General features: G+C 66.9%; 24 protein-coding genes. 9 read left to right on the top strand and 15 right to left on the bottom strand.

The window, feature by feature from the left end; translation table 11 throughout:
- Nucleotides 1-13: 13 nt before the first annotated feature.
- From ACTHQV_RS03635 to ACTHQV_RS03645, 3 genes are read right to left on the bottom strand one after another with little or no spacing between them, the layout of a single operon-like run.
- Nucleotides 14-1,531, bottom strand: coding sequence for a tryptophan halogenase family protein (locus tag ACTHQV_RS03635; RefSeq protein WP_440488421.1), 1,518 nt, complete (start codon nucleotides 1,529-1,531; stop codon nucleotides 14-16).
- The gene (locus tag ACTHQV_RS03640) at nucleotides 1,528-2,229 is read right to left on the bottom strand and encodes a DUF6445 family protein (protein WP_440488422.1); all 702 of its coding nucleotides are present in this window, start codon (nucleotides 2,227-2,229) and stop codon (nucleotides 1,528-1,530) included. Before ACTHQV_RS03640 ends, ACTHQV_RS03635 begins: the two co-directional genes overlap by 4 nt.
- Before the next feature lie 60 nt (nucleotides 2,230-2,289).
- Nucleotides 2,290-5,133: a TonB-dependent receptor gene (locus ACTHQV_RS03645; RefSeq protein ID WP_440488423.1), complete on the bottom strand. Its 2,844-nt coding sequence runs from the start codon at nucleotides 5,131-5,133 to the stop codon at nucleotides 2,290-2,292.
- A 157-nt stretch (nucleotides 5,134-5,290) separates the two neighbouring features.
- On the opposite strand from ACTHQV_RS03645, the gene ACTHQV_RS03650 reads away from it, so the two are divergent.
- Both ACTHQV_RS03650 and ACTHQV_RS03655 read left to right on the top strand, forming a co-directional pair.
- A complete protein-coding gene (locus ACTHQV_RS03650; protein WP_440488424.1) occupies nucleotides 5,291-5,995 on the top strand; it encodes a FadR/GntR family transcriptional regulator in 705 nt (234 codons plus the stop codon).
- Nucleotides 5,996-6,058: 63 nt separating this feature from the next.
- Nucleotides 6,059-7,555 carry a glycoside hydrolase family 30 protein gene (locus ACTHQV_RS03655; protein WP_440488425.1) on the top strand — a complete coding sequence of 499 codons (1,497 nt, stop codon included), beginning with the start codon at nucleotides 6,059-6,061 and terminating at the stop codon, nucleotides 7,553-7,555.
- 104 nt (nucleotides 7,556-7,659) lie between these two features.
- Here the strand turns inward: ACTHQV_RS03655 and ssb are convergent, their stop codons facing one another.
- Complete coding sequence (gene ssb, locus ACTHQV_RS03660; protein WP_440488426.1) at nucleotides 7,660-8,223, bottom strand: single-stranded DNA-binding protein; 564 nt, start codon at nucleotides 8,221-8,223, stop codon at nucleotides 7,660-7,662.
- Nucleotides 8,224-8,289: 66 nt separating this feature from the next.
- A complete protein-coding gene (locus ACTHQV_RS03665) occupies nucleotides 8,290-9,183 on the bottom strand; it encodes an endo alpha-1,4 polygalactosaminidase (protein ID WP_440488427.1) in 894 nt (297 codons plus the stop codon).
- 119 nt (nucleotides 9,184-9,302) lie between these two features.
- Here ACTHQV_RS03665 and ACTHQV_RS03670 point away from each other — a divergent pair, with 119 nt between their 5' ends.
- On the top strand, nucleotides 9,303-9,479 hold the full coding sequence (locus ACTHQV_RS03670) for a DUF4169 family protein (protein ID WP_440488428.1): 177 nt from the start codon (nucleotides 9,303-9,305) through the stop codon (nucleotides 9,477-9,479).
- 20 nt (nucleotides 9,480-9,499) lie between these two features.
- Here ACTHQV_RS03670 and feoB read toward each other — a convergent pair whose 3' ends face one another.
- Genes feoB through ACTHQV_RS03685 form a run of 3 tightly spaced genes read right to left on the bottom strand, consistent with a single transcriptional unit; the run spans nucleotide 9,500 to nucleotide 12,361 of the window.
- Nucleotides 9,500-11,353, bottom strand: coding sequence for a ferrous iron transporter B (feoB, locus tag ACTHQV_RS03675; RefSeq protein ID WP_440488429.1), 1,854 nt, complete (start codon nucleotides 11,351-11,353; stop codon nucleotides 9,500-9,502).
- 11 nt (nucleotides 11,354-11,364) lie between these two features.
- Entirely contained in the window at nucleotides 11,365-11,622 is a 258-nt protein-coding gene (locus tag ACTHQV_RS03680) for a FeoA family protein (RefSeq protein WP_056457784.1), read from the bottom strand.
- Nucleotides 11,623-11,674: 52 nt separating this feature from the next.
- Nucleotides 11,675-12,361 carry a COQ9 family protein gene (locus ACTHQV_RS03685; RefSeq protein ID WP_440488430.1) on the bottom strand — a complete coding sequence of 229 codons (687 nt, stop codon included), beginning with the start codon at nucleotides 12,359-12,361 and terminating at the stop codon, nucleotides 11,675-11,677.
- A gap of 99 nt (nucleotides 12,362-12,460) precedes the next feature.
- Here ACTHQV_RS03685 and ACTHQV_RS03690 point away from each other — a divergent pair, with 99 nt between their 5' ends.
- The 5 genes from ACTHQV_RS03690 to ACTHQV_RS03710 all read left to right on the top strand — a co-directional run bounded on the left by ACTHQV_RS03690 (nucleotide 12,461) and on the right by ACTHQV_RS03710 (nucleotide 16,672).
- Complete coding sequence (locus tag ACTHQV_RS03690; RefSeq protein WP_440488431.1) at nucleotides 12,461-12,715, top strand: glutaredoxin domain-containing protein; 255 nt, start codon at nucleotides 12,461-12,463, stop codon at nucleotides 12,713-12,715.
- Between the two features lie 88 nt (nucleotides 12,716-12,803).
- On the top strand, nucleotides 12,804-13,994 hold the full coding sequence (locus tag ACTHQV_RS03695; RefSeq protein WP_440488432.1) for an amino acid aminotransferase: 1,191 nt from the start codon (nucleotides 12,804-12,806) through the stop codon (nucleotides 13,992-13,994).
- A gap of 112 nt (nucleotides 13,995-14,106) precedes the next feature.
- Nucleotides 14,107-14,871 carry a hypothetical protein gene (locus tag ACTHQV_RS03700; protein ID WP_440488433.1) on the top strand — a complete coding sequence of 255 codons (765 nt, stop codon included), beginning with the start codon at nucleotides 14,107-14,109 and terminating at the stop codon, nucleotides 14,869-14,871.
- Nucleotides 14,868-16,070, top strand: a complete 1,203-nt coding sequence (locus tag ACTHQV_RS03705) for a M48 family metalloprotease (protein WP_440488434.1) — start codon at nucleotides 14,868-14,870, stop codon at nucleotides 16,068-16,070. The genes ACTHQV_RS03700 and ACTHQV_RS03705 overlap by 4 nt, the downstream gene beginning before the upstream one ends.
- Nucleotides 16,067-16,672 (top strand): hypothetical protein, encoded by a 606-nt coding sequence (locus ACTHQV_RS03710; RefSeq protein ID WP_440488435.1) that lies wholly within the window; start codon nucleotides 16,067-16,069, stop codon nucleotides 16,670-16,672. The genes ACTHQV_RS03705 and ACTHQV_RS03710 overlap by 4 nt, the downstream gene beginning before the upstream one ends.
- Here the strand turns inward: ACTHQV_RS03710 and ACTHQV_RS03715 are convergent, their stop codons facing one another.
- Nucleotides 16,673-17,545: a DMT family transporter gene (locus ACTHQV_RS03715; protein ID WP_440488436.1), complete on the bottom strand. Its 873-nt coding sequence runs from the start codon at nucleotides 17,543-17,545 to the stop codon at nucleotides 16,673-16,675. It lies immediately after the preceding gene.
- 94 nt (nucleotides 17,546-17,639) lie between these two features.
- Here ACTHQV_RS03715 and ACTHQV_RS03720 point away from each other — a divergent pair, with 94 nt between their 5' ends.
- Nucleotides 17,640-18,728 carry an alkene reductase gene (locus tag ACTHQV_RS03720; protein WP_440488437.1) on the top strand — a complete coding sequence of 363 codons (1,089 nt, stop codon included), beginning with the start codon at nucleotides 17,640-17,642 and terminating at the stop codon, nucleotides 18,726-18,728.
- Between the two features lies 1 nt (nucleotide 18,729).
- On the opposite strand, the gene ACTHQV_RS03725 is transcribed toward ACTHQV_RS03720, so the two are convergent.
- The 6 genes from ACTHQV_RS03725 to ACTHQV_RS03750 form a co-directional block, all read right to left on the bottom strand.
- Nucleotides 18,730-19,407, bottom strand: coding sequence for a GIN domain-containing protein (locus ACTHQV_RS03725; protein WP_440488438.1), 678 nt, complete (start codon nucleotides 19,405-19,407; stop codon nucleotides 18,730-18,732).
- 40 nt (nucleotides 19,408-19,447) lie between these two features.
- Nucleotides 19,448-20,143 carry a head GIN domain-containing protein gene (locus ACTHQV_RS03730; RefSeq protein ID WP_440488439.1) on the bottom strand — a complete coding sequence of 232 codons (696 nt, stop codon included), beginning with the start codon at nucleotides 20,141-20,143 and terminating at the stop codon, nucleotides 19,448-19,450.
- A 121-nt stretch (nucleotides 20,144-20,264) separates the two neighbouring features.
- Complete coding sequence (locus ACTHQV_RS03735) at nucleotides 20,265-20,798, bottom strand: CarD family transcriptional regulator (RefSeq protein ID WP_055757298.1); 534 nt, start codon at nucleotides 20,796-20,798, stop codon at nucleotides 20,265-20,267.
- A 261-nt stretch (nucleotides 20,799-21,059) separates the two neighbouring features.
- On the bottom strand, nucleotides 21,060-21,398 hold the full coding sequence (gene fdxA, locus ACTHQV_RS03740) for a ferredoxin FdxA (RefSeq protein WP_055757295.1): 339 nt from the start codon (nucleotides 21,396-21,398) through the stop codon (nucleotides 21,060-21,062).
- A 39-nt stretch (nucleotides 21,399-21,437) separates the two neighbouring features.
- A complete protein-coding gene (locus tag ACTHQV_RS03745; protein ID WP_440488440.1) occupies nucleotides 21,438-21,761 on the bottom strand; it encodes an RNA-binding S4 domain-containing protein in 324 nt (107 codons plus the stop codon).
- Nucleotides 21,761-24,268: a helicase-related protein gene (locus ACTHQV_RS03750; protein WP_440488441.1), complete on the bottom strand. Its 2,508-nt coding sequence runs from the start codon at nucleotides 24,266-24,268 to the stop codon at nucleotides 21,761-21,763. Before ACTHQV_RS03750 ends, ACTHQV_RS03745 begins: the two co-directional genes overlap by 1 nt.
- Between the last annotated feature and the right edge of the window lie 147 nt (nucleotides 24,269-24,415).

Genomic DNA, 24,415 nt, shown 5'->3' on the forward strand with positions numbered 1-24,415 from the left:
TGACAATATACAATCAGGCCGGCGATGCAATCGGCGCCGCACAGTGCGCGGCGATGAACGCGCCATGCCCCGGCATCCGTCCCGCCGCCGCCGCCGTCACCGCCGCGATCCGTGCCAGCCGTTCGCGCGCTTCGGCCAGCGGCATCGCCATTGCCAGCGGATCATGCCCGGCCGCGCGCACCCCCTGCCCATCCAGCACCGCCAGCCAGCTGGTCCGGGTGAACAGATCGTCGGCCTCGCGATAGACTCGCCCGGTCGCCCGATATTCGGCGATGCGGTCGGCCAGCGTGTCGGGCACCGCCATGGTGCGGACATGGTCCCAATAGGGCGTATCGTCGCGTGCCGTCGCGTGAAAATGCAGGATGACGAAGTCGCGGATGCCGTCGAATTCGGCCGCCATCAGCCGGTTGTAGCGCCGCACCATCGCCGGATCGGGGTCGCGCCCCGGCAGCATTTCGAGCAGCCGCGCGATACCCGCCTGGATCAGATGGATGCTGGTCGATTCGAGCGGTTCGAGAAAGCCGGTCGACAGCCCGAGGCCGACGCAATTGCCGATCCAGCATTCCTGCCGCCGCCCGGTGCGGAAGCGCAGCATGCGTGGATCGGCGAGCGGTGCCCCGTCGAGATTGGCAAGCAGCGTCGCGGTCGCTTCGTCCTCCGAACAATGCGCACTCGAAAAGACATAGCCATTGCCGGTGCGATGCTGGAGCGGAATGCGCCATTGCCAGCCCGCGGCGCGCGCGGTCGATCGGGTATAGGGCGTCGGCGGTCCGGCATTGGCGCTGGGCACCGCGACCGCACGGTCGTTGGGCAGCCAGTGCGACCAGTCCTGGAACGGACTGCCGAGCGTCTCGCCGAGCAGCAGCGAGCGGAAGCCCGAACAGTCGATGAAGAGATCGGCCGCGACCTGCCCGCCATCGGCGAGCGTCACGCGCTCGATCCGGCCGTCCCCGGCGGCGCGCACGACATCGACCACCTGCCCCTCGCGTCGGACCACGCCCGCCGCCTCGGCGAGGCGGCGCAGATAGGCGGCATAGAGGGCCGCATCGAAGTGGAACGCATAGCCGATATGGTGGAGCGGAGTATTGCCCGGCGGATCGAGCGGACGCTGGAACCGGTTGCTCCGCGCCGCTGCCGCACAGATCGAATAGGCGTCGAGCGGCCCCGCTTCGCCGGCCGCGCGCAGCCGGTGCCACATCGCCTCGAACGGGATCGGGCCGAAATCGATGCCATACACCCCGAACGGATGGAAATAGCGGTCGCCCTTCGCCCCCCAATCGACGAATTCGATGCCGAGCTTGAAACTGCCCTGGGTCGCGCGGACGAAATCATTCTCGTCGATGCCGAGCAGCGCATTGAACGCCTGGATCGGCGGGATCGTCGCCTCCCCCACCCCGACCGTGCCGATCGCTTCGGATTCGACGAGGGTGATCGCGACCGATCGGCCGAGCACCCGCGACAGCGCCGCGGCGGCCATCCAGCCGGCGGTACCGCCGCCGATGATGGCAATGCTGGTCAGCGGCGCGCTCATGCCGCGACCGCGCATTGCAGGAAGAGATTGCCAGTCAACCGCCCGCGCCGCGGATCGTCGGCATGGTCGGGCACGCGCGCGATCAGCCCCGAATGGAGCAGCGCCGCGCGGTACAGCACGATCCGGTCGCGCACTGCCCGGCACTGGGCGATCGGCGCGAAGGCAGCATCGCCGTCCTGTCCGGGATACCCATCGGGGGAGCGTGCCTCCTCCTCGCGCCGGGCGGCGTCATAGGCGGACAGGCGATCGGGATCGATGGTTTCGAAGCCGGTCGCGCGGTGCCGGAAGAAGCCGGTCCCGCCCTGATCCCCCGAACAAAGATAATGGACCGCTGCGAATTGCAGCCGGTCGGCGGCATCGACATGGGGCGCGCGCTGTTCGACCGACAGGTCGGCGGGATCGGCGGTCACCAGCGAGAAATTGCCGCGCGCGCGGACCGGGCGCAACGCCGGTCCGCCGAAATGATGCGAGAGCAAGGGCAGGACGTCGCGCACCAGCCCATCGATATAGGCGGTCGGCGCGGTGCCGAGCAGCCCCGGATAATGGCTGCCGACACTAGCCGCCGGTGCGAAGGTAGCGCGCGTCGCGGCATGATCGATGAGCGCATCGGCAACCCCGGTCGCGCCGTCGATCACCACGACGGGTTCGCGTTCGTTTCCGACATGATGGACGGTCACCCGATCCAGTGCGATCCGCATCGAAACTCTACCCCGAAAAATTGCCGGCGTGGCGGAGGTCACCACGCCGGCAGGAGGGGATCAATAGGTCGCGCGGACCGACAGGCCGAAGCGACGATCGTTCAACTGATATTGCAGCGGTGCCGATGGCGTGCCGATGTAGAGCACGTTCATGCGGTTGTTCAGGTTCACGACGTCGGCCGATACCGCGATCTTGTCGGTCAGGTTGTAGCTGACCGATGCGTCGAGCGAGGCATAGGGCTTGGCGAACTGGCCCTGGCCGTTGGCGCCGCTGCCGGTGGTCTGTTCGAGATAGCTCGACCGCCAGTTCCACGCGACGCGGGCGGTGATCGGACCCTTTTCGTACAGGCCGATCAGGTTGTAGCTGTGCTTCGACAGCTTTTCGAGCGGCAGCGACGACGGCAGGTTGTTCGCCGACGACGAGAACGGGTTTTCGACGTTCGAATCGACATAGGTGTAGTTCGCCTGCACGCCCAGGCCGCTGAACACGCCCGGCAGGAAGTCGAAGAACTGCTGATAGCCGGCCTCCAGCCCCTTGACCGTGCCGTCGCCCGAGTTGACTGAAGAATTCACGTTGTACGACCGTCCGCCATAGGTGCCGATGAACCGGCCGCTCGACAGGAAGCCGTTGACCGACTTGTAGAACAGGCCGGCGGTCAGCGATCCGGTGGGCGCGAAATACCATTCGGCGGTCAGGTCGAGATTGTCCGATTTGATCGGGCGCAGATATGGGTTGCCCGAACTGGCGAAGGGCAGCCCGTTGCTGGGATCGACCTGGTTCGGGTTCTGCAACGTCACGTTGGTCGACAGCACGTCGAAGTTCGGCCGCGCCACCCCCTTCGAATAGGCGAAACGCATCTGGAACTGGTCGGTGAAGCGGGCGCGGATGTTCACGCTCGGCAGGACATTGGTATAGTCGTTGCCGACCGACAGCGGCGTGATGCTGCCATTCGCATTGAACTGGGTACCGATCGACGTCGTCTTGGTCTTGACGATGCGGATGCCCAGACCACCATCCAGCTTCACGCTGCCGACGTCGAAGGCGTAATCGGCGATACCCCAGGCGGTATAGGTCTTTTCGGTCTGGGTGTTGAGGTCGCCCGGGGTGAACGCATCCTTGGTCTGCGCACCGAACAGCGCGTAGAGCGCCTTGGTCTGTTCCCACACCCCGTCGCCGGCCGGGAAGGCCGGGTAGAGGATGCCGCCGGTCACGGTATTGCCGTCGAACCAGTTCTTCGACGGACCCTTCATCGCCAGCTGCGGGAAGTTGCTGAGCGGGATCAGCGGCGTACCCTGCGGCACGTCGCGGCAGCCCGGTGCGATTCCCTGATACAGGCAGACGCCGTTCCACGTGCCGCGCAGATCGATCGAATTGTCGGCATAGCGCGCACCGCCGCGCAGCTTCTTCAGGAAGCCGCCCTCGACCTCATATTCGAGGTCGTAGGCGAGCGCGAGCGTATCGGCGTCGTTGCGCTGGAGCGAGTCGGCGATGAACGGCAGCGTATAGTTGGCCGGATTGTTGAGCACCGCCGGATTGGTCACGTCCCAGCGCGGATATTTGCCGCGCAGGTCGAAGATGACGGTCGACGGGTGCGGCGCAACCGTGCTGCCATATTGACCGGTCGCATTCTGTCCGGTGCGGCTGTAGAGCGACAGGACGTGGCCGTTGCGGTCGGCATTGTAATAGGACGTCAGATACTGGACGTCGAAGCTGACCTTGGCACGGTCGGTCGCCTGCCATGCGGCGTTGAACGTCAGGTTCTGCGACGCGCTCCACAATTCCTGGTCAAAACGGCCGGTTTCGAACGTCTGCGGCGACAGCGAACCGCTGGTCGCATAGCCATCGTCGTTGAAGGTGAAGGCGGCGCCCGGCGTCGGCAACGTGTTGTACTGCGTCACTCGGCCCTGCGCATCATACTGGTTGCCGGGCAGGTTGTTGTAATCGTAATAATAGGCGCCGGTCCGGTTGAACCAGTATTTGGTCCCCTGATATTGCGCGGTCAGCAGCAGATCGTCGCTCGCCTGCCACTGGACCGCGGCGGCGATGCCGAAACGCTTGCGGTCGCCGGTATCGTCATAGACTTCGAAGCCGTAGGGAATTTGTGCGTTGGACGGCGCGTTGGCGATCGAACCGGGGCGCGCTTCGCCGAACGGTCCGGCGAGCAGGCCGTCCTGACGATACTGGCTCTTCGAATAGACCGCGTTCACCAACAGGCCGATTTCGCCGATGCTGGTATCGTAACGGTTGGAATAGAGGCCGGAAAAGGCATAGCCCGGCTTATCGACGCGGTCATAGTAATTGCCACGGGCGGTTGCCGAAATGACTTCGCCCGACGAATCGAACGGCCGGCGGGTACGCAGATTGACCGCTCCACCGACGCCACCTTCGATGATGTTGGCCGGCGCGTTCTTGTACACGTCGATGCCCGACAGCAGTTCGGGCGGAATCCCTTCGAGGTCGAAGGCGCGGCCGCCCGACGCCGAATAGACCGCACGGCCGTCGAGGAAGTTCTGCACCTGGGTCAGGCCGCGGACGGTGATCGCCGGCTGGGTACGGTGGTCGAAATCGGTGGCGCCTTCGCCATATCGGCGCTGGATCTGCACGCCGGTGATGCGCTGCAACGCTTCGGTGGTATTGACGTCGGGCAGCTTGCCGATGTCCTGCGCGCTGACCGAATCGACGATCTGGTCCGAATTGCGCTTGATCGCCTGTGCGGTGCGAAGGCTCTCGCGCACCCCGGTCACGACGATATCGTCGCCATCGACACCCTGTTCGGCGGCCTGTGCGGCATTCAGCGAACCGCGCGTCGGCGCGTCCTGTGCCGCCGCGACCTGGGCCAGTCCGGCGATCCCGATTACCGTGAGCGACGCGCCCAGACGGAACGAAGTACGCAAAGAAGCCATCGTCATCCTCCCCATTACCGGGCGGTCGTCGCGCATGATCGCGTCGTAACGCCGTCCAGTTGTCCGATTTAATAACCGTATCCTATTTGTTAAACAATATACCGTGTTGACGATTTTTTGGATTGCTTCAGGTTAGGCGGGCAGGAGCGACACCACATTGACGAATGAGCGGAACACGGGATCGGCCCATGCCCAGACGGCGCGCGATATCGGCATCGCCATCGTCACCGGCCGCTATCCGCCGGGATCGATCCTGCCCGGGGAATATGACCTAGCCGACCAACGCGGGATTTCGCGCGGCGTCGTACGTGAGGCGCTGCGGATGTTGTCGGGCAAGGGACTGATCGTCAGCCGGCCGAAGACGGGCACCAAGGTGAGCAACCGCACGCGGTGGAACCTGCTGGATCCCGATGTGCTGGCATGGATGTTCGAAGGCGAGCCGCCGGCGGGCTTCGTCGACAACCTGTTCCAGTTGCGGATGATCGTCGAACCCGCCGCTGCCGAACTGGCCGCCGTGCTGCGCACTGGCGAGCAGTTGTCGCAGATGGGCCATGCGCTGGAGGAAATGGCGCGCCATGGCCTCGCCAGCGCGACCGGGCAGGCTGCCGACCAGCGCTTTCACCACATCATCCTCGAGGCGACGGCAAACGAACTGCTGGTCAGCCTGGCGGGGAGTATTGGGGCGGCGGTGCGGTGGACGACGATGTTCAAACACCGCAAGAGTCGCCAGCCGCGCGACTCGATCCCGCAGCATCGGCAACTGTTCGGAGCGATCGCCGCTGGCGACGCTGCGGGCGCGCGCGAAGCGACGGTCGCGCTGTTGCAGCAGGCGCGTGAGGACACGCAATCGTCAATCGGCTGACGTTTCAGAAAATGGGCAGGCGATCCAGAATGTGACGCTTGTCGGACAATTCGGGGAGTGACGATGAAAGTACGGCGGCGGACGATGCGGAAACTGGCGGCGATGCTGCTTCTGGCCGGCATATCGGCGCCGGTGGTTGCGCAGGCACCCACTGCGGTGGCACCGGCAAAGGTGGCGATCACGCTGCATGTCGCGACCGACCGACCGGGGACGACGTTCGAAGGCTGGGGCACGGCACTGGCCTGGTTCGCGAACGTCACCGGCGGCTATCCGCCGGCCACGCGCGAGCGGCTGGCCGATCTGTTCTACGGTCCGGGCGGGCTCGGCTGGACGATCGCGCGCTACAATATCGGTGGGGGCAATGCCGCCGATACCCCGCCCTATCTGCGCACCGGGGCGGCGGTGCCGGGTTTCTGGCGGCAACCCGCGAGTGCAACGGGTACCGATTGGTGGCGGCCCGACGATCCGGCGATGTGGGACTGGTCGGCCGATGCCGATCAACGATGGTGGCTGGACGCGATCCGCAGCCGCGTCCGCCAGCCGATCTTCGAAGCCTTCTCCAATTCGCCGCCATGGTTCATGACCGTCAGCGGGCGGGTGTCGGGCGCGACCAAGGGGACTGACGACAATCTGCGCCCCGGTGCCGAGACGTACTTCGCGGCCTATCTGGCGCGGGTCGTCGACGAGTTGCAGCGCCGCCACAGCATCACCTTCCGCACGCTGTCGCCGGTCAACGAGCCGAATACCGATTACTGGTTCGCCGCCAATACGCAGGAGGGCGCGCATTGGAGCCCGGCGCGGCAGGGGCAGATGATCGATGCGGCCGACGCGGCGCTGAAAGCACGCGGGCTCAAGACGGTGATCGCCGCCCCCGACGAGACCAATTCGACGCTGTTCGTCCGCGACTGGGAAGGCTGGAGCCCGGCGACGCGGGCGCGGGTCGGGCAGTTGAACGTCCACAGCTATGGCAACACCCACCAGACCGCCGTCCGCGACATCGCGCGCGCTGCGAACATCCGGCTGTGGATGAGCGAGCACGACATGAGCGCCGACAAGGACCTAGAGAATTTCGAGAGCATGACGACGCCGCTCGCCTTTGCCGAGCATCTGGTCGGCGATTTCCGGCGGCTGGAACCGGCGGCCTGGGTATTCTGGCAGGCGGTCGAGACGCTGAGCGGGCGCAACGGCAAGCCGGGATCGAACTGGGGCCTTATCAAGATGGACCTGACCGCACCCGCGGCGGCTCCGCATCCGATCCACATCACCCGCAAATATTGGGCGATGGCCAATTTCAGCCGCTACATCCGGCCCGGCTACCGGCTGGTGCCGATCGACGATATCGACAGCATCGCCGCCCTGTCGCCCGATGGAGCGACGCTGGTGGTGGTGCATGTCAATCCGGGGCCGATCCGCCGCGACCTGTCGCTGGCCATGACCGGCTATCGCCTGTCGGAAACGGTGGTGACCGATGCGACACACAATGCCGCGCCGGTCGCGGGGCGCGTGATGGTCGCGCCGCCCCGGTCGGTTACGACCTTCGTGTTGAAACGGCCGGGCTAAGGGTTTTCTGCCCGATAAGGTTCACCCTTACCCTTCCCCTCCGGCTGCGCCGGACGGGCCGCTTCCCTCTCCCGGCGGGAGAGGGAGACGTACCGCGCCCGCGATCAGAACGGCACGTCGTCGTCGAGATCGTCGCCGAAGCCGCCGCCGAAATTCCCGCCCTTGTTACCGCCCGAATTATAGCCGCCGCCGCTGCCGCCGCCCCGCGATCCGCCGCTCTGGCCGCCGCCATAGCCGCCACCCGAGCCGCCGCCGAAATCGTCACCGCCGCCAAAGTCGCCGCCGCCACGATTACCGCCGCCGCCCTGACCACCGCCGGGACCGTCGAGCATCGTCAGCACGCTGTTGAAACCCTGCAACACGATTTCGGTGCTGTACTTGTCCTGACCGTTCTGGTCCTGCCATTTGCGGGTCTGGAGCTGACCTTCGATATAGACCTTCGAGCCCTTGCGCAGGAAGCGTTCGGCGACGTTCGCCAGCCCTTCGTTGAAGATCGCGACCGAATGCCATTCGGTCTTTTCCTTCTTCTCGCCCGAATTGCGGTCCTTCCACGATTCCGACGTGGCGATGCGCAGGTTCACCACCTTACCGCCATTCTGGAACGAGCGCGACTCGGGGTCGCGGCCCAGATTGCCCACCAGAATGACCTTGTTGACGCTACCAGCCATCGCTGAAAAATCCTCGTTCGAAACCTGATCGTCGCTGTTATGCCAGCGCGGACCGCTTTGCCAGCGTCAGTTGGCGTCGCAGCTGAAGCGGAAGCGGTTGTCGAGTTCGATCGGCAGCACCAGCGTCCGCAGCCCCTGCGCCCGCGACGCCGCGCACATCGTGTCGCGTGCACCGCCGCTGTTGGTGCGATAGGCGGATTTATACTCGGCGACGAACACCGGCTTTCCGGCGGTCAGGAACGGGGCCAGTCGGCCGCATTCGGCATATTCATGGCATTGTTCGTTGACCGCGAAATCGAACGCCGGGGCGAGTAGCGCCACCTGATCCAGATCGTTCTTCAAGCCGACCGACAGGCCGCGCTTATGCGCCTCGGCGGCGAGGAAGCGGTTATAGTCGAGTTGCTGGTCGGCGGTGATGTTGAGGCCATTGCGGTTGGCATAGGCATCGACATTGTCGGGTTCGACCGCGTCGCAGCCCTTGGCCCTGGCCAGATCGAGCCGCAGCGCCATCACCCGGCGGACATTGGTCGAGGTGACCGCCAGCCAGCGCTCCCCCGCCCAGCCGTCGAGCGCCGCACCGCGATCGGCGGCGGTGAACTGGCTATCGTCGTTGCGCCAGTTTTCGGACGATCCGGCGGAGAAATAACAGATGACGCGCCGCCCGGCGGCATGCAGCGCGGCGATCGTCGCGGGCGGCGCGTCGAACAGGTCGATATCATAGGCGTCGACGGCATAGCGGGTGTCGATCGTGCCGCTCAACTGCCATTGCCACGTCGTCGCCGACGTCGGGCGCCACCAGCCGGTCGGGCTGGGCGTCGGGGTTGGGGTCGGCGAAGGTGCGAGCGTCGGGGTCGGCGTCGGATTCGGCGCGATTACCGTGCCGCCCTCCGCCTCACCACCGCCGCCACAGGCAGTCGCCAATAGCGCGAGCGCCAGTGCTGCCGTCCTGCCTGTTCCCATCCGCCTGTCGCCCTTCCCCGCCGGCGCCCGCTACGCCGCATCGCCCCTTGCGGCAACATGCGTTTCGGACTGGTCAATCCGGCGATGACACGGCAGATTTCGGGTCGAAAGGAATCGCGATGGGCGACGTCATCAACCTCAACCGTTTCCGCAAGGCCCGCGCCAAGGCGGAACGTGCCCACGAAGCCGATGCCAACCGCGCGAAATTCGGTCGGACCGCCGCCGAAAAGGCCCGCGACGACGCCGATGCCGCCCGGCGCAAGGCGTTGCTGGATGGGGTCAAGCGGGAGGATTGATCCCGGATTGTCGGAGAAGGTCAGCCGAGCCCGAAGGCGACCGCCGTCCAATAGGTCGCCCCCGCCGCGATATAGGCGAGCGCGAACAGATAGCCGATCATCACCAGCGGCCATTTCCAGCCATTGGTCTCGCGCCGGGCAACGGCGATCGTCGACAGGCATTGCGGCGCGAACACGAACCACGCGAGGAAGGCGAGCGCGGTGGCGAGGCTCCAACGACCGGCCAGCCGCCCGCCCAGTTCCTGCGCGCCCTGTTCCTCGTCCGCCGCATCGATCGCATAGACGGTCTGGAGCGCCGACACCGCGACTTCGCGCGCCGCCATCGCCGGGATCACCGCCAGCGACATTTCGTGGTTGAAGCCGATCGGCCGCAGCACGACCTCCAGCCCCGACGCGATCCGCCCGGCGATCGAATATTCGGACTGCTTCACCCCCGCCGGTGCGACCGGGTAGGAGGTGAGCAACCACAGCGCGACCGTGACCTGCAGGATGATCGTGCCTGCGCGGCGCAGGAACACATAGGCGCGCTGCCAAAGCCCGATCGCGATGTCGCGGATCGAGGGCAGCTGATAGCGCGGCATTTCCATCAGGAACCCGCCGCCCACGCCCTTGGTCGCGGTGCGGCGCAGCACGAAGGCGGCGATGACCGCGCCCAATATGCCGGTCAGGTATAGCACCAGCAGCACCAGCCCCTGCAACCCGACCCCCGGCAGCACTTGTCGTGCCGGGATGAACGCGCCGATGATGACCGCATAGACCGGCAGCCGCGCCGAACAGGTCATCAGCGGTGCAATCAGGATCGTGGTCAAGCGTTCCTTGGGATCGTCGATCGAGCGCGTGGCCATGATGCCGGGGATCGCGCAGGCGAAGGACGACAGCAGCGGGATGAAGGCGCGACCCGACAGGCCGACCCCGCTCATCAACCGGTCCATCAGGAAGGCGGCACGGACCATATAGCCCGATGCCTCGAGCAGCAGGATGAACACGAACAGGATCAGGATCTGCGGCAGGAACACCACCACCGATCCGACGCCGTTAATGACCCCCTCCACCAGCAGGTCGCGCAGGAAATTGTCGGGCAGCGTCGCCACCGCCGTATCGGCCAACCAGCCCTGTGCCCCCTCGATCCAGCCGATCGGCGCTTCGGACCAGCTGAACACTGCCTGGAACATCACGAACAGGATGGCGAGCAGCAGGATCGGCCCGGCGACGGGGTGGAGCGCGATGCGGTCGACGCCGCGGGTCACCGCGCGCGAGCGGGGTTGTTCGACGACGGCGGTGCGGGCGATGCGGCGCGCCTCGCGCTGGAAATGGCGGATATCGGCCTCGACCCCATCGATCGGTGTCGAGCGTGCAGCGCCCGACAGCGCGGCGGCCAGCGCGGCGCGTAATTCGTCGAGCCCGCGCTTGCGCACCGCGACGGTCGCCACCACCGGCAGGTCGAGTTCGGCGGACAGCGCGGCGAGGTCGATCTTCAACCCGTCGCGCGCCGCCATGTCGATCATGTTGAGCGCCAGCACCATCGGCCGCCCAAGCGACTTCAGCTGGAGGACGAAGCGCAGGTGATTGTCGAGATTGGTCGCATCGGCGACGACGATCATCGCATCGGGGACACGCTCGCCCGCCTGCCGCCCGAGCACGACGTCGCGGGTGACCGCTTCGTCGGGGCTGGACGGATCAAGGCTATAGGTACCTGGCAGGTCGACCAGCTCGACCGGTCGCCCGTCGTCGAGCGCGAGGCGACCCGAATGGCGTTCGACGGTTACGCCCGGATAATTGCCGACCTTCTGCCGGGCGCCGGTCAGCGCGTTGAACAGCGCGGTCTTGCCGGCATTGGGATTGCCGACCAGTGCGACCAGAGGTGCGGGGTTCACGTCGGGTCCGGTCAGCCTGCCAACGGTGCGACGCGGATCGCGCCGGCGACATGGGCACGCAGCGCGACGGTCATCCGCCCGATGCGACAGGCGAGCGGCCCGCCGGCTAGCATTGCGCGGTGGAGTAGTTCGATATCGACGCCCTCATCCAGCCCGAATTCACGCAGGCGCCGTGCCTCGGTCGGCGACATCCGGTCCCATTCGATCGACGCGACCGTCGCCTGCTGGGTCCGCGGCAACTGGGCGAGATTGAGGTTGGGAGCGAGCATTGCGACTAATTAGCAATAAGCCCGACCCAAGGAAAGCGGATTCTTTTTTGGCTCAAACAGCCGGATAGCGCAGCCGGCCGACGAAGCGCGACAGGCTTAACCGCCGTTCGGGATCGCGCGATGCCAGCATCCGCCCCTTGAACTTTTCGAAGCGCATGATGCCGTCGATCCGCCGCGCAAGGAACGCGCGGGTATCGGCATGGCCGCCGCTTTCGTCGTCGAGGAACACGGTGACGGTCGCGGCATAGACCGCGCCCAGCATCGCCCGCTTGGTATAATGGTTGTAATCGGTCGCGCTGTCGCCGGCCAACCGCCACATCAGGTCGACGGTCCGCCAGCCGAGCTTCGCCGCACGCGCGACATTCTGCGGCATGGCGAGGATCGCCAGCGCGCGGCGCAGCGCCTCGCGCTCGCCCGCTACCGCCGCCAGCCGCGCCTCGACCAGCGCGGTGATGCGCTCGCGGATCTTCATCGCCGACAGGCGGTCGGCGGGCAACGCGTCGATCATGCGCCGATCGATCTCGGCGAACCAGGCATCGATCATGTCGACCGCGCCACCGGCATAGGCGAGGCGCGCGACATCGGGATTGGCGCCGAAGGTCTGCGCGGCGGCGGCAACCGCCTTGTCGTTCCAGCCGTCGAACGCAGCATTGGCCGCGACCAGCGGGGCAAGCGCCGCGCGCAGTTCGTCGAGCGTCAGGTCGGCAGGTGCCAGCGGGGCCATCGCATCCTCCATCATCTCGTCTAGCTAGGGGGTGGCGGCACAAACGGCAACGGCGGAACCCGGGGACGGTCCGGGCGCTGTGGCGGGGACCGCCTGTTCCAGAAGGATTTCGTCATGGCCGATACCCCGAACGCCACGCTCTATCGCATGGTCCTGCCCGATCACATCTGTCCGTTCGGGGTGCATGCCAAGCAGTTGCTGCAATCGGCGGGCTACAGCGTCGACGACCAGATCCTGCGATCGCGCGAGGAGGTCGACGCGTTCAAGGCCGAGCACGGCGTCGGCACGACCCCGCAGGTGTTCATCGACGGCGAGCGCATCGGCGGCAGCGACGATCTCGAACGTTATCTGGCCGAACGACAGGAGTAATCGTCCGAAAGCGGTACGCCGTTTTGGCCTGCCTTCGCCGGATCGATCGGCCTATAGGCGCGGCGGTACCGCCATTTCGGGGATGTTCATGCCGTTTCGTTCGCTGGTCGCGCAGCCCGCCGACTCCTTGCTGCGCCTGATCGGTGCGTTCCGGGCCGATCCGCGCGCGCACAAGATCGACCTGGGCGTCGGCGTCTTCCGCGACGATCACGGCCATACCCCGGTGATGCAGGCGGTGAAGCAAGCCGAAATGCGGCTGATCGCGACGCAGGACAGCAAGGCGTATCTGGGGCCGGAGGGCGACAAGGGCTTCGTCGCGCTGCTCGAACCGCTGGTGTTCGGCCCCACCCCTGCCGCCGACCGCCGCTGCGGATTGCAGACGCCGGGCGGGACCGGCGCGCTGCGGCTGGGCGCGGAGTTGCTGGCAAAGGCGGGCGTGCGCCGCATCCTGATCGGGCAGCCGAGCTGGGCCAATCACGCGCCGGTCTTTGCCGCCGCCGGCATCGTCGTCGTGCCCCACGCCATGTTCGATATGGGCGCGCAGACTGTCGACCTGCCTGCGGTGCAGGCCGCGATCGGTCAGGCGGAGGCGGGCGACGCGATCCTGCTCCACGGTTGCTGTCACAATCCGACCGGCATCGATCCCACGCCCGAGGATTGGCAAGCGATCGCCGCCGCCATCGCCGACAGCCGGCTCGTGCCGTTCATCGACCTCGCCTATCAGGGGCTGGGCGACAACATGGCGAGCGATGCGGCGGGCACGCGCGCGGTGATCGATGCGGTGCCGTTCGCGCTGGTCGCCTATTCCTGCGACAAGAATTTCGGGCTGTACCGCGAACGTACCGGTGCGCTGTGGGCGACCGCGCCCGATGCCGAGGCGCGCGACATCGTGCTGTCGAACCTGCTGGCGCTCGCCCGGGCGAACTGGTCGATGCCGCCCGATCATGGCGCGGCGGCGGTGCGAATCGTGCTGGAGGACGAACAGCTCGCCGCCGACTGGCGCGGCGAGCTCGATGCGCTGCGCACCCGGTTGCAAGGGCTGCGCGCCGAGCTGGCGGCGATCGGACGGGCGGGATCGGTCGATCTCGCCCCGCTGGGTCGCGGCAAGGGGATGTTCGCCACCTTGCCGCTGTCGCCGACCCAGATCGAATGGCTGCGCGCGACGCACGGCATCTATATGGCGGGCTCCGGCCGGATCAACATCGCCGGTTTCGCGCCGGGCGATATCACCCGCTTCGGCGAGGCGCTGGTTGATCTCGGCCGGGCGGGAGTCGCCTGACGATCGCCCCGAAACGGTGCGGTCTGTCTGCTGCCGCCGGCTTGCGCGATTACGGTCGCGGCGATATCGTCGATCGTATATCAAGCTGGGGGGCTTCATGTACGTAGGTCGGATGTTGGCCGTCGCGGTTGCGGCGGTGCTGTCGTTGGCGGTCGTCGATGCGAGCGCGCAGGAGCGTACCGCGGCGAAGGCCGGGTTCGAACTGCCCGCCGGCAGCGGCAAGACGATCCTGGTCTTCCGTCCGACCGTGTCGGTCGGTGCGCAATCGACCGGCGGCATGTTCGAACCGAATGGCGACTGGACCGAACAGGCGCGCAAGAACCTCGAAACCGCGCTTGCCGAACAGCAGCAGCGGCTGGGCAACAAGGTGATTACCGCCCCCGAAAGCTATGGCGCCGATGCGCAGTTGGTCGAGGAATATGCCGGGCTGTTCGCGGCGGTCTCGCAATCGGTCATCAACTATCAATTCTTCCCCGGCAACCGCCTGCCGACGAAGAAGCGCGACAACAAATCGAGCGTGTTCGACTGGTCGCTGGGCAGCGGCATCGCCGCGCTGCCCGGTGCCAAGGACGCCGACTATGCGCTGTTCCTGTATAACAAGGACGCGTACGGATCGACCGGGCGCAAGATCCTGCAGGTCGTGGCGCTGCTCGGGCCGGGCGTCGCGGTCAAGTCGGGCGAACATGCTGGCTATGCCGGACTAGTCGATCTGAAGACCGGTGAACTGGTCTGGCTGAACGCCGACAATGCCATGGGCGGTGACGTGCGGACGCCGGAGGGTGCGCAGAAGCGGATCAGCCAGTTGCTCGAAGGCATTCCCGGCAGCACCGCGGCCCCGGCCGCAGCGGCGACGCCGGTCAAGACCGCCGCGCGATGACCGCGTTCGCGCGCGGCGCGGCGGCGCTGGTCGCGCTGCTCGCCACCGCCGCCGTGCCCGTAGACAAGGCACCGCCCCCGCCGCCCTATGCCGGCGTCTATCAGCCGCAGGGTGTCGACGAGATCGGTTTCTGGCGCGAGGCCGACGAGGACGAGCGCGCGCTGGCCAATGCGCCCGAGGTGATCCGCGACGAGGCGCTGAACGGCTATGTCCGCGGCGTGCTGTGCGCGACGGTCGGCAAGGATCGCTGCGCAGCGACGCGAATCTATATCCTGCGCGTGCCGTTCTTCAACGCGAGCATGTCCCCGAACGGCACCATGCGTGTGTATAGCGGCCTGTTGCTGCGGGTGCGCAACGAGGCCGAACTGGGCGCGATCCTCGGCCATGAATTCGGCCATTTCGAACGCCGCCATTCGTTGGAGAGGTTCAAGGCGCGGCGGACTGGGACCGACATCCTGAGCTGGGCGGCGGTGCTGGCGTCAATGGCACCGGGTTATCAGACGCGCGCCGGGTACAATGACCTGCAATGGTCGGTGTACGGCCATTTGTACCGGTACAAGCGCGATCAGGAACGCGAGGCCGATCTGCTGGGTCTCGGCTATCTCAATCAGGGCATGTTGCGGCCACAGGCAGCGGCCAGCGTCTGGCGCAACGTCATGGCGGAGGCTGAAGCGTCGTCGCGTGCGCGCGGACTGTCGAAGCCGCGCTACGACCTGTTCGCCTTTTCCGCGTCACATCCGCCCGACGCCGAGCGCGCTGCGACGATGGCGGCGCTCGCCGATCCGCAGGGGGACGCCCGCGACGACGGGGCGGATCGCTATGCGCAGGCGCTGGCGCCGTGGCTGCCAACCTTTCTCGACGATCAGATCAAGCTGAACGATTTCGGCGCCAGCGACTATCTGATCGCGATGCTGGCCGAACAGGGCTGGACCCCGCGGCTGTGGCTGGCGCGCGGCGACCTGTACCGCGCGCGCGGCAATCCGCGCGATCTGGTCAATGCCGCCGAATTCTACGCCAATGCCGTCGCCGGCGATCCCGCGCTTGCCGATGCCTATCGCGGGCTGGGGCTGTCGCTGCTCAAGACCGGCCGGCCGAGCGAGGGGCGCACAGCGCTGCGCCGCTATCTGCACCTGAAACCCGATGCGCCGGATGCTGGCATGATCGCCATGCTCGCCCCGGCCGAACCCGTGGAGCCATGACCATGTCTGTCCGCCGCCTGCGCCGTAGTGCGCTGCTGTTCGTTGCCGTTTCGATGCTGGCGGCCCCGGTCGCCGCCAATGGCTATCGCGAGAAGGGAAAGCCGGTCGTGATCGCCGGATCGACGCTGCGCGTCACGCCGCCGCGCGACTGGAACCTGTTGTCGATCCGTCCGGGCAAGAAGGCCGAGACGTGGACGCTCGACGGCGAGCAGCTGAACGACGTCACCTGGTATGCTGGAATTGCCGCCGACGAACCGCTGGTCCGCGAAACCAGCCGCAAGCAGAAGCCGCTGCCGAAACTCAAGCAATCGACGCTGCTGGTCGAAATCCCCGAACTGCTGGAGACGACCTATCGCACCGAACGGCAGATCGCCGATTTCCAGGTCACCGGATCGGCACCGGACCCGTTTCTCGGCCAGCCGGGTATCCGCTTCAGCTATAGCTATCTCGACAATGACCGTCTGCCCCGCCGGGGCGAGGCGCGTGCGACGCTGATCGCGGGCAAGCTGTACATGGCGACCTTCGATGCGCCGCGGACGCATTTCTTCGACCGGTCGCTGAGCGACTTCCGCGCGCTGACCGATACGGCGACGCTGTCCTGACTACTGCGCCGCCGGTCGCCGCGCGCTGACCAATGCCAGCGCCGCGGCGACCAGCACGGCGCCGACCGCGTCGAGCATCGTCAGCCGCTCGCCATAGGCCGCCCAGCCGATCGTCGCGCCGACCAGCGGCTGGACCAGCAGCGCGAGGCCGACGACCAGCGGGCTGAGATGCCCGAGCGCATAGATCATCAGCCCCTGCCCGGCGATCTGGCTGACCAGCGCCAGTGCCAATAGCGGACCCCATTGCGTCGGCAGGATCGTTTCCCCCAGCGCCATCGCCAGCAGCAGCAGCGGCAGTACGCTGGCAATGCTCGACAGAGCGAGCGCGGGCACCGGTGCCATCGTCTGCCGCACGCGGCGCATCGCGATGAAATAGACTGCGTAGAGGACTCCGGCGAGCACGCAGAACAGGTCGCCGGCCAGATGGCGCGACGACAATTCGGCCGAGCGCCCGAGCAGCAGCACCCCGCCCACCGCCGCCAGTAGCAGTGCCGCCCCCTGCGCCCGCGTCGGCCAGCGGCGCATCGCGACGAAGCCATAGATCGGGAAGATCAGCACCGCGCAGTTGCCGAACAGCGTCGCATTAGCCAGCGTCGTGCGCAGGATACCGATATGCCATGCGCCGAGATCGACGGCGAAGGCGATGCCACCGATCAGCAGCGGCGCCAATATCGATCCCGCCCGCCCGACCGCACGGCGATCGGTCCATAGCGCTGCAATCAGCAGCACCGGCAGCGCCAGCGCGATCCGCCAGAAGGCGGCGGCGACCGGCCCGGTATCGGCCAACCGCACGAACCATGGCCCGAACGCCAGCGCGACATTGGCGGCGATGACGGCGGCAATTGCGCGACGCGGTGATCTTGGGTGCGGCATAATTTTTGTTTCAGGCGTTACCGGCTGCATGCCGCCCCCTACCGCCCTATTTTTGCGGCGTCGCCTGATTTCCAAGTTTTGTGGAGTTTACCCTATGCCGACTCTGTTCGATCCGATCACGCTGGGCGATATCGAAGCGCCCAACCGCGTGCTGATGGCGCCGCTGACCCGTGGCCGGGCAACGCGGGAGCATGTGCCGACCGCGATCATGGCCGATTATTATGCGCAGCGCGCCTCGGCGGGGCTGCTGATTTCGGAAGGGACTGGCATCAGCCGCGAAGGGCTGGGCTGGCCCTATGCGCCGGGACTGTGGACTGACGAACAGGTCGACGCGTGGAAGCCGGTGACCGACGCCGTCCACAAAGCCGGCGGCCGGATCGTGACCCAGCTATGGCATATGGGCCGGGTCGTGCATCCCGATTTCCTGGGTGGTGCCGCCCCGCTGTCGTCGTCGGCGACGACCGCGCCGGGCAAGGCGCATACCTATGACGGCAAGAAGCCGTATGCGGCGGCGCGCGCCGCGACACTGGACGATATTGCGCGGGTGCTTGACGATTATTCGCGTGCCGCGCGCAATGCGAAGGCCGCGGGGTTCGACGGCGTGCAGTTGCATGCTGCCAATGGCTATCTGATCGACCAGTTCCTGCGTGACGGCGCCAACCACCGCGACGATGCCTATGGCGGGTCGCCCGAAAACCGTATCCGGCTGCTCGACGAAGTCGTCGACCGGCTGATCGCCGAAGTCGGCGCAGGACGGACCGCGGTGCGCTTCTCGCCCAATGGCGATACGCAGGGGGTGATCGACAGCGATCCGGCATCGGTGTTCGTCCCCGCGGCGAAGCTACTGGCGGACAAGGGCATCGCCTTCCTCGAACTGCGCGAACCGGGCCCCGACGGCACCTTCGGCAGCGCGACCCAGCCGCGCGTGTCGCCCGAGATCCGCAAGGTCTTTGCCGGACCGCTGGTGCTGAACCAGGATTATCGCGGCGAGAATGCGCAGGCAGAACTCGATGCCGGCATCGCCGATGCCATCGCCTTCGGCCGGCCGTTCCTTGCCAATCCCGACCTGCCGGAGCGGCTGAAGCTCGGCGCGGACCTGAACGCCGACGATATGGCGACATGGTATTCGCGCGGGAGCGAGGGCTATACCGACTATCCGGTGCTGGCGCGCGAAGCGGCGTAAGTCAGCCGCAGCGGATCGTCGCGGTGCCGCGCTGCCGGCATTGCGGCGATCCGTCGACCGTGACGCTGCCCGACCCTTCGGCGCTGACATCGGCCGAATAGCGGGCGCGGTAGTGGCTGTTGCCTGCCCCTTCGCTGCGGACCTGCAGCATGTCGATGGTCAGCGCTGCCGCGTCGATACTGCCCGGACCGTTGACTGCAAAGCGGCCCTGCCCGCCCTTGCCCGACAGGGTCAGCCTGCCGCTGCCGATCACCATCGCGGAAAGGACTTCCGCATCGACCGCGCCGATCGTGACCGCGCCGTCGCCGCTCAGTGCAATATCGACGCGCGGCCCGGCCATGCGATCGATACGGACCATCCCCGCGCCATCGGCGGCGATCGCCGTCAGCCGATCGGTCGACAGCTCGACCACCGGCGAGGGCGCGGCGACCGGGCGGCCACGGTCGTCGCGCGCCGGGCTGACGACCAGCGTGCGGCCATCAAGGCGGACCTGCACCGCCTCGATCGAATGGGGATCGCCGACCACCCGATTCGGTCCCGGGCCGGCGCGGATTTCGACCGTGAAGGGGCCATCGACGCGAATCCGATCGAACCAGGTCAGCATCAGCCGCCGCTCGGCCTGTATCGGCTGGGTCACGAGGGGCGGAGTAAGGGCGAGCACGATCAGGGCGGCGAGCATGGCTCCTGCATCCCCTGTCGCTTGGCGGTTGGCAAGCGGATCAGCCGCAATCGACGCTGCCGGTGCCGATCCGGTTGACGACACAGCGGGCATCGCGACCGAGCGTCGCCGATCCGCTGCCGACCAGCGAGACCTGCACCGGCCCGGCGATGTCGGCGGCGACGTCGCCGCTGCCCGCCACCGATACCGTCGCCTCCGACGCCTTGACCTGTCGCGCATCGATATCGCCGCTGCCCGCGACCGACAGGTTCAGGTGTCGCACCGCGCCGGCCGCGGCGATCTTGCCGGTGCCAGCGACGGTCAGCGCCGCCGTGTCCCCGTGCAACTGGCCGATCGTCATGTCACCCGATCCGCCGAGCGTCCCTGCGAAGTCGTCGCCCGTACGGTCGATCGACAGGTCGCCCGACCCGGCGAGCACGCCGACGCGAATCGCCGGCATGGTGACGCGGACTCGGGCGACCGTATCGCTGCTGCTCCACAGCCCGCCAGGCTTGCGGCCAATCTTCAGCAGGTCGCCTTCGCGGCGGATGTCGATCCGGTCCTGTGTCGCGGCATCGCCCTCCACACGAACCGAAAAGCCGTCACCTTGCGTGATCTCGACCTGATCGCCGCTGTCGAGCGCAACGCCGGTAAAGTCGCGCAGCGCTATCTCACGGACGGTCGGCGCCGCATCGCGCGCCGTCTCGCCGCTGCTACAGCCGGCCAGACCGATTATCATCGCTGCCGCCCACCGCATCGCCCTCTCCCGATGTGTATCGGTGATACGATACACTAAGGCGGAAGACCATGCTACTGCAACGACATGAAAAAGGGCGACCGTTGCCGGCCGCCCTTTTTGTCGTTCGACTGCAACCGGTTCAGGCGGCAGTCTTTTCCTTGTTATAGATCGCCGCGGCATCGCGCAGGATCTCGATAATCCGCTCCAACGCCTTGGGTTCGTCGACCTGTTCCATCGCCGCCAGCTCGCGCGCCAGACGGCTGGCCGCGGCTTCGAAGATCTGGCGTTCGGAATAGCTCTGCTCGGGCTGGTCGTCGGCACGGAAGAGGTCGCGGACCACTTCGGCAATCGACACGAGGTCGCCCGAATTGATCTTCGCTTCATATTCCTGCGCACGGCGCGACCACATGGTCCGCTTGACCTTAGGCTTGCCCTTCAGCGTTTCCATCGCTTCGCGCATCGTCTTGTCCGACGACAGCTTGCGCATGCCGACGCTTTCCGCCTTGTTGGTCGGAACGCGCAGCGTCATCCGCTCTTTCTCGAAGCGCAGCACATAGAGTTCGAGTTGCATGCCAGCGATTTCGCTACGCTGGAGTTCGATCACACGGCCGACGCCGTGCTTGGGGTAAACGACATAGTCGCCGACATCGAAGGACAATGCCTTGGCAGCCATTGGTAACCTTTCCGTGGTCGTCGCTCCGATACCATCGTCCTCCGCCAATCGCTGTTCGAACGGCGGCTGCGGGGTGGTCAGGGAACGTTGCTAAAGGTGATCTCCGGGCGGAGCATGGAATGTTTGCCTCCGTCCCGTCAGTCTATAACATCTTGGTAAGAAAATTACCAGTGCAAAGCCACGCGTCCAGAACCGCGCGTGCGGACCGGCCGTGGTTCCACGTGAAACGATTTGGGACAGTGCGCCGGCCCGGCCGGCCGGTCAGTCGCCCGCGCCGGGTTCAGCCGAGAAATGCTCGATCTTGTTCTCGACGCCCTTCCACTTGTCGGCGTCGGGCGGGGTCTGGTTGGCGTTGCGGGTGACGTTAGGCCATTGCGCCGAATAGGTATTGTTGAGCTCCAGCCACTGTTCCAAGCCGCTTTCGGTGTCGGGCAGGATTGCTTCGGCCGGGCATTCGGGTTCGCACACCCCGCAATCGATGCATTCGCTGGGGTTGATGACGAGCATGTTCTCGCCCTCATAAAAGCAGTCGACCGGACACACCTCAACGCAGTCCATATATTTGCAGCGGATGCAGGCGTCGGTGACGACGTAGGTCATGGGTCGAACAAGCTCCGGGAAAATCGAGTCGATCCCGCGTTATGCCGGGTCTTCGCCCTCGTCAACGGGGGCGGACCCGGTCGGTTCCAGCCGGGTGTACAGCGTCAACGCTTCGGCGGGCGGTCCACGCCGGGTCGGCAGTGCCTCGACCCGCAGGATCTGCACCCGGCCCTGTTGCGGAAAGGCGATGACCATGCCAACGCGCACCGGGCAATGCGCGCGTTCGATCCGCCGTCCGTTGAGGCGTAGCGTCCCCTTGATCGCGATCGCCTGCGCCGCGCTGCGCGTCTTTGCCAAGCGCGCATACCACAGGAACATGTCGAGCCGCATATGCGGGACCGGCTCGGGCGCGCGTGCCGCCATCAACGGCGCGACGTGAGTTCGGCGAGCGCGGCAAACGCGTTGCCGGGACGCGGGCGGGGTGGCTGTACCGGCGGCGGGCCACGGCGGCGCGGCGGTTGCCAACGCCATTGCGGTGGCTCGCCCTCTGCCGCGATCGGGCGGAAGCCGAGCTGCGCCATCATTCGTGCGATCGTCTCCTGCTTAAGCCCGATCGACGTCGCCAGCGCCGGATCGGGGGCGAAGGGCGCATTGCCGCGCCGCGCGTCATGCGCCGCGCGGGCAAGCCGTTCGACCAGGTCGACGCGCACCGCTTGCGGCCCGAAGCGGCGATAGCCCCACGCCCCCTGCCCTGCCGGCAGCACCGTCGCGGCATTGGGGGCAAGCGGTTCGATCACATGCCCGTCACGCGCCGCCAGCAGCGCCGCCCGCCACCGCGCCGCGGCCGGCTTGAACAGGCGCGCGTCGAACAGGTCGAGCGTGCCGATCGCCACCCCGGCCTTGCGCAGCCGCCGCCGGTCGTCCGCCGACAGCGGCACCAGCATCGCCTCGAACCCATCGCGCGGCGCAATGCCGCCGACCTCGGTCAGCGCCGCCGCCACCGCGCGCACACTACCGCCCGCATCGGGATCGCGCGCCAGCGCCGCCAACGCGCCCAGCGTCGGCGCACGCTTGGCCATTTCATGCTGTACCCATGCCGTCAGCCGATCGCGCACCTGCCCCTGTGCGGTACGGTCCAGCACCTGCAGGCTGCGGTCGAGCGTCACTACCGGTCGGTCGAGCGTCGTCCCAGCAGTCAGCGTCGCCACCTGCAACCCGTTCCACGTCAACGCCGGCACGGAGCCGGGCTCGGCCACCAGCGCAAGTTCGGCCTCACCCGCGACCGCCAGTTCGGCGCCACGCTTGCGCAGTTCGGCGGCCAGCCCCTTCTCGGCAGCGGCGATCAGCAGGCGCTTGTCGGTGACCTTGGTATCGGGCGACACCTCGAACCGGAAGCCGGTCAGCCGGCCGAGCGCATGGCCGTCGACGCTGACCGCACCATCGACAGCGACATCGACCGGCAGGTCGGCTGCGCCCGCCCCGATACGCCGCAGCAGCAGCGTGGTCCGCTGATCGACGAAGCGCTGGCGAAGCCGGTCGTGGAGCGCATCGGACAGCTTTTCCTCGACGCCGCGGGTCCGGGCCGCCCAATGTTCGGGGTCGAGCAGCCAGTCAGCGCGATGCGCGATATAGGCCCAGCTGCGCGCCGCCGCAATCCGCCCGGCGATCGTCTCGACATCGCCGCTCATCTGGTCGAGCCGCTGCAATTCGTCGGCAAACCATTGATGCGGAATATGCCCGGCCCCCTCGCTCAAGTGACCAAAGATGCGCCCGACGAAACGGCTGTGCGGATCGGGGCCGAGCTTGCGAAAGTCGGGCACGCCGCACGCCGCCCATAGCCGGCGGACCATTGCCGGCGACCGGGTCCGCGCCCGCACCCAATCCTCTTCGGCCAACCGTTTCAGCACGATCAGGTCGATCGCCTCGGGCGCGGCGGTCAGCACCGGATCGGTCGGCCGTTCGGACAGGCTATCGATCAGCGCGTCGATACTCGAAAAATCAGGCTCGCCGCGCCGCCAATACAGCCGTTCGAGCGGCGGGACATGATGCCCCTCGATCGCCAGCACTTCCTCGGGCGTGAAGGCGTTCGGCCCTTCCTCGACCAGCGCGCCGAACGTCCCGTCGCGGTGATGCCGTCCGGCGCGGCCGGCGATCTGCGCCATTTCGGCGATGGTCAGCCGCCGCTGCCGCCGTCCGTCGAACTTGCGCAGCGAAGCGAAGGCGACATGCGCAACGTCGAGGTTCAGCCCCATGCCGATCGCATCGGTCGCGACCAGATAATCGACCTCGCCCGACTGGAACATCTCGACCTGGGCATTGCGGGTGCGCGGCGACAGCGCGCCCATGACCACCGCCGCTCCGCCGCGCATCCGGCGGATCGCCTCCGCCACGGCATAGACTTCCTCGGACGAGAAGGCGACGATCGCCGACCGGCGCGGCAGTCGCGACAGCTTGCGCGCGCCGGCATAGCTCAGCGTCGAGAAGCGCGGGCGCGAGATGATCTCGGCATCCTTGATCAGCGCGCGCACCATCGGCCGCAGCGAATCGGAGCCAAGGATCATCGTCTCCTCGCGCCCGCGCGCCCGCAGCAGCCGGTCGGTAAAGACATGGCCGCGTTCGGAATCAGCCCCCAGTTGCGCTTCGTCCAGGGCAACGAATGCGGTCTCGCGCTCCAGCGGCATCGATTCGGCGGTGCACAGGAACCAGCGCGCCTTGGGCGGAACGATGCGTTCCTCGCCGGTGACCAGCGCGACATTCTCGACGCCCTTCAGCGCCACGACCCGGTCGTAATTCTCGCGCGCGAGCAGGCGCAACGGAAACCCGATCATCCCCGACGCATGCCCGCACATCCGCTCGATCGCGAGATAGGTCTTGCCGGTATTGGTCGGCCCCAGCACAGCGGTGACCGGGCTACGCGCGAACTGGCTCATCCCCTACAACATCGGGGCTGTCGCGGCACGACGCAACGGCTTTCCGCGGTTCCGTGGGACAGTTTCGCCCTGCCGCTACCGCACCACGGACTGCCGCAGGGGGCGACCGTCTGCGGAATGGTTCATTTGACTTTAAATCTTCGGCTT

Origin of the sequence: Sphingomonas sp. SAFR-052, assembly GCF_051965015.1 — a bacterium.
GTDB lineage: Bacteria > Pseudomonadota > Alphaproteobacteria > Sphingomonadales > Sphingomonadaceae > Sphingomonas.

What these genes read in the sequence shown, in the direction of transcription:
- ACTHQV_RS03635 (WP_440488421.1), bottom strand. Translation starts at nt 1,531, where the DNA reads ATGAGCGCGCCGCTGACCAGCATTGCCATCATCGGCGGCGGTACCGCC.
- ACTHQV_RS03640 (WP_440488422.1), bottom strand. Translation starts at nt 2,229, where the DNA reads ATGCGGATCGCACTGGATCGGGTGACCGTCCATCATGTCGGAAACGAA.
- ACTHQV_RS03645 (WP_440488423.1), bottom strand. Translation starts at nt 5,133, where the DNA reads ATGGCTTCTTTGCGTACTTCGTTCCGTCTGGGCGCGTCGCTCACGGTA.
- ACTHQV_RS03655 (WP_440488425.1), top strand. Translation starts at nt 6,059, where the DNA reads ATGAAAGTACGGCGGCGGACGATGCGGAAACTGGCGGCGATGCTGCTT.
- ssb (WP_440488426.1), bottom strand. Translation starts at nt 8,223, where the DNA reads ATGGCTGGTAGCGTCAACAAGGTCATTCTGGTGGGCAATCTGGGCCGC.
- ACTHQV_RS03665 (WP_440488427.1), bottom strand. Translation starts at nt 9,183, where the DNA reads ATGGGAACAGGCAGGACGGCAGCACTGGCGCTCGCGCTATTGGCGACT.
- ACTHQV_RS03670 (WP_440488428.1), top strand. Translation starts at nt 9,303, where the DNA reads ATGGGCGACGTCATCAACCTCAACCGTTTCCGCAAGGCCCGCGCCAAG.
- ACTHQV_RS03680 (WP_056457784.1), bottom strand. Translation starts at nt 11,622, where the DNA reads ATGCTCGCTCCCAACCTCAATCTCGCCCAGTTGCCGCGGACCCAGCAG.
- ACTHQV_RS03685 (WP_440488430.1), bottom strand. Translation starts at nt 12,361, where the DNA reads ATGATGGAGGATGCGATGGCCCCGCTGGCACCTGCCGACCTGACGCTC.
- ACTHQV_RS03690 (WP_440488431.1), top strand. Translation starts at nt 12,461, where the DNA reads ATGGCCGATACCCCGAACGCCACGCTCTATCGCATGGTCCTGCCCGAT.
- ACTHQV_RS03695 (WP_440488432.1), top strand. Translation starts at nt 12,804, where the DNA reads ATGCCGTTTCGTTCGCTGGTCGCGCAGCCCGCCGACTCCTTGCTGCGC.
- ACTHQV_RS03700 (WP_440488433.1), top strand. Translation starts at nt 14,107, where the DNA reads ATGTTGGCCGTCGCGGTTGCGGCGGTGCTGTCGTTGGCGGTCGTCGAT.
- ACTHQV_RS03705 (WP_440488434.1), top strand. Translation starts at nt 14,868, where the DNA reads ATGACCGCGTTCGCGCGCGGCGCGGCGGCGCTGGTCGCGCTGCTCGCC.
- ACTHQV_RS03710 (WP_440488435.1), top strand. Translation starts at nt 16,067, where the DNA reads ATGACCATGTCTGTCCGCCGCCTGCGCCGTAGTGCGCTGCTGTTCGTT.
- ACTHQV_RS03715 (WP_440488436.1), bottom strand. Translation starts at nt 17,545, where the DNA reads ATGCCGCACCCAAGATCACCGCGTCGCGCAATTGCCGCCGTCATCGCC.
- ACTHQV_RS03720 (WP_440488437.1), top strand. Translation starts at nt 17,640, where the DNA reads ATGCCGACTCTGTTCGATCCGATCACGCTGGGCGATATCGAAGCGCCC.
- ACTHQV_RS03725 (WP_440488438.1), bottom strand. Translation starts at nt 19,407, where the DNA reads ATGCTCGCCGCCCTGATCGTGCTCGCCCTTACTCCGCCCCTCGTGACC.
- ACTHQV_RS03730 (WP_440488439.1), bottom strand. Translation starts at nt 20,143, where the DNA reads ATGCGGTGGGCGGCAGCGATGATAATCGGTCTGGCCGGCTGTAGCAGC.
- ACTHQV_RS03735 (WP_055757298.1), bottom strand. Translation starts at nt 20,798, where the DNA reads ATGGCTGCCAAGGCATTGTCCTTCGATGTCGGCGACTATGTCGTTTAC.
- fdxA (WP_055757295.1), bottom strand. Translation starts at nt 21,398, where the DNA reads ATGACCTACGTCGTCACCGACGCCTGCATCCGCTGCAAATATATGGAC.
- ACTHQV_RS03745 (WP_440488440.1), bottom strand. Translation starts at nt 21,761, where the DNA reads ATGGCGGCACGCGCGCCCGAGCCGGTCCCGCATATGCGGCTCGACATG.
- ACTHQV_RS03750 (WP_440488441.1), bottom strand. Translation starts at nt 24,268, where the DNA reads ATGAGCCAGTTCGCGCGTAGCCCGGTCACCGCTGTGCTGGGGCCGACC.